Source organism: Pelomonas sp. KK5 (assembly GCF_001984095.1).
GTDB lineage: Bacteria > Pseudomonadota > Gammaproteobacteria > Burkholderiales > Burkholderiaceae_C > KK5.
Genome location: NZ_LYVQ01000344.1, coordinates 1 through 4647, shown reverse-complemented (window position 1 = coordinate 4647; position 4647 = coordinate 1). Strand labels below are relative to the sequence as shown.

Genomic DNA, 4647 nt, shown 5'->3' with positions numbered 1-4647 from the left:
CCCCCAGCCCTCGCCCTGCCCGGCAGGTGCGGCGCTGCCCTGCCGGGCGGCCTCGAACAGCCGGGCGGCGGTGGACGTCTGCTGGCGCGCCGGGTCGGCCGACACATTGCGCCGCTGCAGCGCCAGGCGCTGGCCGTATTCGAGCCAGCGCAGTTCCTCGCCCCAGGCGCGGGTGACGTGGCTGTCGGAGCCGATGCTGACCGGCACGCCGGCTTCCAGCCAGCCGGGCAGGTCGATCAGGCCGTCGCCGAGATTGCCCTCGGTGCCGGGGCAGATCACCACCGAGGCGCCGGCCGCGGCCACCGCCGCGATCTCGTCGCGGGTGGCGTGCGTCGCGTGGACCAGGTGCCAGCGCCGGTCGGGCGCCGCGTTCGCGCAGAGCCATTCGATCGGCCGCTGGCCCGTCGCGGCCAGGCAGTCGCGCACTTCCTGCTGCTGCTCGGCGATGTGGATGTGGATCGGGAGGTCGCGCTCGCCCACCAACGCGCAAAGCGCGCGGATGTCCTCGGGATTGGCGGCGCGCAGCGAATGCAGGGCGACGCCGGCGTTCAGCAGCGGGCGGCGGGCAGCCTCGATGCGGCGGGCGGCGGCGTCCACCCAGGCGGCGTCGGTGGCAAAGCGGCGCTGGTCGGGCCGCAGGCCCGGCTGGCCGAAGCCGGAGCGGGCGTAGAGCACCGGCAGCAGGGTCAGGCCCAGGCCCGCCGTCTCCGCGGCCTCGGCCAGCGCCCAGCTCATCGCAAGTTCGTCCTCGGCATGGGGCTGGCCGTCGGGCTGGTGCTGCAGGTAGTGGAACTCGCAGACCTGGGTGTAGCCCCCCTTGAGCAGCTCGATGTAGAGCTGGCTGGCGATGGTCCTGAGCTGGGCCGGATCGAGCTTCAGCGCCAGGCCGTACATGCGGTCGCGCCAGGACCAGAAATCGTCCTCGCCCTCGCGCCGCTCGGCCAGGCCGGCGAAGGCGCGCTGGAAGGCATGGCTGTGCGTATCGACCAGGCTGGGGATCACCGGGCCGGCCAGCAGCAGCGAGCCGTCGGCCGGCGCGCCGGGCTCGATGCGCTGCCAGCGGCCGGCGGCATCGACGCTCAGCCGCACATGGCGCTGCCAGCGGCCGTCGACCCAGGCGGCCTCGGCCCAGAAGACTCGGTGACTCATGCCTGGCTCCTCCCTGAGCGTGGCGATGGATTTGCGCGGGCCGACCAGGGCTGCGCGAGTTCAGCGCCGCAGCGCTGGGCGAGGGGCCTCATTTCCTGGGATTCCATTGGAGCTGGGCGGCCAGCAGCGCGCGCAGCAGCGGGCGCACGGCAGCGGCGCGGTCCTCGTCGTAGGCGAAGCTGCCGTCCTCGCGCATGTAGCAGTTCCAGCACATCTCCAGCTGCACCGCATGCTGGCCGATCTCGGGCCGGCCGTAGTGGCGGGTGATGAAGCCGCCCTTGAAGCGGCCGTTGACCACCTGGCTGTACTTGTCCTGGGTGGCCAGCACGCCGGAGATGGCGGCGGTCAGCGCCGGGTCGCAGGAGCGGCCATCGACGGTGCCGATGTTCAGCGCCGGCAGCCTGCCTTCGAACAGCCAGGGCAGCTCGGACTTGATGCTATGCGCATCGAACAGCAGCACGTAGCCGTGCAGGGCCTTGAGCCGGTTCAGTTCGGCCTGCAGCGCGTCGTGGTACGGGCGCCAGTAGCGGGTCAGGCGGCGCGCCTTCTCGGTGGCGTCGGGCTCGCGGCCGTCGCGGTAGAGCGGGTCGCCGGTGAAGAAGCGCGTCGGGCAGAGCTCGGTGTTCGAGGCGCCGGGGTACATCGGCGTGTCCTCGGGCGGGCGGTTCAGGTCGATCACGTAGCGCGAGAAGCGCGGCACCAGCAGGCTGGCGCCGAGCTCCCGGGCGAAGCCGGAGTACAGGCGCTCGAGGTGCCAGTCGGTGTCTTCGGTGGCCAGCGCACGGGAGACATAACGCTCCGCCTGATCGGCAGGAATCTCGGTGCCGACGTGCGGCATGCTGACCAGCAGCGGCACGCTGCCCTGGTGGAGTTGATAGACGGTTTCGGTCATGTTCGGATCCTGCCGGCCCGCACCGCCAGCCGCAGCGGGTTGCGGCCGAAGTGATAGGCCAGTTCGTTCGGGTGTTCGATGTTCCAGGCGCAGAAGTCCGCGCGCTGGCCGGCCGCCAGGCGGCCGCGGTCTTCGGCCAGGCCCAGCGCGCGGGCGGCGTGGACGGTCATGCCGCGCAGCGCCTCCTCGGGCGTCAGGCGGAACAGGGTGCAGGCCATGTTCAGCATCAGCAGCGGGGACAGCGTGGGCGAGGTGCCGGGGTTGTGGTCGGTGGCCAGGGCCATCGGCACGCCGGCCTCGCGCAGAGCGGCGACTGGCGGCAGCTTCGTCTCGCGCAGGAAGTAGTAGGCGCCGGGCAGCAGCACCGCCACCGTGCCGGACGCGGCCATGGCCTGCACGCCGGCGGGGCTCAGCCATTCGAGGTGGTCGCAGGACAGCGCGCCGAACTCGCAGGCCAGCTCGGTGCCGCCCTGGTCGCTCAGCTGCTCGGCGTGGAGCTTGACGGGCAGGCCCAGGCGGCGCGCGGCCTCGAAGACCTGGCGGGTCTGGGCCGGCGTGAAGCCGATGCCCTCGCAGAAGGCGTCGACCGCGTCGACCAGCCCTTGCGCATGCAGCGCCGGCATCCACTCGCAGACGGCGTCCACATAGTCGTCCTGGCGGCCGGCGAACTCGGGCGGCAGCGCGTGGGCGCCGAGGTAGCTGGTGCGCACGTCGGCGCCCTGCAGCCGCCGCGCCACGCGCAGCGAGCGGGCCTCGGCCTCCAGGCTCAGGCCGTAGCCGGACTTCACCTCGACGGTGGTCACACCCTCGGCCAGCAGCGCGTCGAGCCGGCGCTGGGCCAGCGCCAGCAGCTGGTCCTCACTGGCCTCGCGGGTGGCGGCCACCGTCGAGCGGATGCCGCCGCCGGCGCGGGCGATGTCCTCGTAGCTGGCGCCGTTCAGGCGCATCTCGAATTCGCGGGCGCGATTGCCGCCGTAGACGAGGTGGGTGTGGCAGTCGATCAGGCCGGGCGTGAGGACGGCGCCGCCGAGGTCCTGTACGTCGTCATAACGGGGTATGTCATCAGACAGCGCGCCGACCCAGGCGATGCGATCGCCCTCGGTGAGCAGGGCGCCGTCCTCGATCCAGCCCCAGGGCGCGGTGCCGTCCAGCGTGGCCAGGCGGGCGTTGCGCCACAGTGTCCTTCCGCTCGTCATTCCTTGGGGCTCCAGGCCATCCACCACGCGGGGCCCGAGCCCTCGAAGTGCATCGGCTGCGCGGCCGGTTCCTCGCACCAGGCCAGGCTCAGCGGCGCCAGCGTCATGCGCCGGCCGCCATGCTCCAGCACGCCGCCCTCGGCGGTGAACAGCAACATCAGCCGGCCGCTCAGCCCGCAGGGACCGGACGATTCCTCCACCGCGACGCTGCCCTTGCCGCGCTGGTGCATCAGGTTGAAGTCCAGCGTGGGGCCGTCGATCAGTTCGCAGTCGGGGCCCAGCGAGCCGTCGAAGGCCAGCAGCTCGCTGCCCACCGTCAGCGCGAAGTCATAGAGCCGCACGCCATGGCCGCGCAGCACGCCGAACCAGCGCTGCACGCCGGGGAAGGCGGAGAAGGGGCCGTCCTGCTCGATGTCGGCCACGCTGAGGCGCAGGATCCAGTCGGCCGGGTGGGGCCAGGCCAGCAGCTCGCGGGTCTTGCCGCCGCCGTTCTTCCAGGGCTGCGGCCGGATGTCCTCGGCGCTGATCTGGCTCCATGTCATGTTTGGAATCCCCCTTCAAGCAGATACAGAGACCCTGGATGCGTCAGGCGCACCGAAGTCACGGTCCGCCCCACGCTGAAGGTCCGGCGCTTCACCACCAGGCAGGGCTCGCGCTTGGAGATGCACAGCAGCTTGGCTTCCAGGTCGCTGGGCAGCAGCGCCTCGATGGTGTAGCGCGCCTCGGACAGCGGCGCAACCTTCAGCAGGTATTGCGTCGGCGTGGTCTTCTCGAAATCGACCCCGAGGTACTCGGGCGCGGTGAGCGGGTTCACGTAGCGATCCTCGCACTGGATCGCCTTGCCGTTCTCGAGGTGCACGATCACGCTGTGGAACAGCGCCTCGCCGACCTTGACGCCGAAGTCGCCGGCCAGCTCGGGCGTGGCCGCCACGGTCTCGACCTTGTGCACGCGCAGCTCGTGCCGGCGTCCGCGCGACTCGATCTCCTCGGCCAGGTCGCGCACGGTCAGCGTGGACGAGATGCGGTGCATGTCGGCCACGAAGGTGCCCACGCCCTGCATGCGCTGGATCAGCCCGTCCTGGTAGAGCTCGCGCAGCGCGCGGTTGACCGTCATGCGGCTCACCTTGAACAGCGCGACGAGCTCGGCCTCGGACGGCAGCTGGTCGCCGGCGACCCAGCGGCCGTTCGCGATGCCCTGCCGCAAATGATTCTTGACCCGCAGGTACTGCGGCGCCTCGATGGTCCTGTCTTCTTCCATGTCATGAATGCTATTTGACGCCACTTGTCTATACAAGTAAAGTCTGCGCAGCCTCGGACATTCCCGCGACGATTGACGATTTACGGACACGCCGCAGGAACTTTTTTCCATCAAAGTCCCATCGGAGCACGCGCCATGCCCAATCCCACACC

The 4647-nt window shown here is 70.9% G+C and carries 5 protein-coding genes; all 5 read right to left on the bottom strand.

Annotated elements, in window-relative coordinates; translation table 11 throughout:
• Positions 1-1149: formimidoylglutamate deiminase (hutF, locus tag B0W88_RS29900; RefSeq protein WP_077038161.1), on the bottom strand; the 1149-nt coding region annotated here is incomplete at its 3' end.
• 88 nt (positions 1150-1237) lie between these two features.
• On the bottom strand, positions 1238-2041 hold the full coding sequence (hutG, locus tag B0W88_RS29895) for an N-formylglutamate deformylase (RefSeq protein WP_077038160.1): 804 nt from the start codon (positions 2039-2041) through the stop codon (positions 1238-1240).
• Positions 2038-3237, bottom strand: a complete 1200-nt coding sequence (hutI, locus tag B0W88_RS29890; protein WP_077038159.1) for an imidazolonepropionase — start codon at positions 3235-3237, stop codon at positions 2038-2040. Before hutI ends, hutG begins: the two co-directional genes overlap by 4 nt.
• Positions 3234-3779, bottom strand: coding sequence for a HutD family protein (locus B0W88_RS29885; RefSeq protein ID WP_077038158.1), 546 nt, complete (start codon positions 3777-3779; stop codon positions 3234-3236). Before B0W88_RS29885 ends, hutI begins: the two co-directional genes overlap by 4 nt.
• Complete coding sequence (gene hutC / locus B0W88_RS29880) at positions 3776-4495, bottom strand: histidine utilization repressor (RefSeq protein ID WP_077038157.1); 720 nt, start codon at positions 4493-4495, stop codon at positions 3776-3778. The genes B0W88_RS29885 and hutC overlap by 4 nt, the downstream gene beginning before the upstream one ends.
• Positions 4496-4647 lie beyond the last annotated feature (152 nt).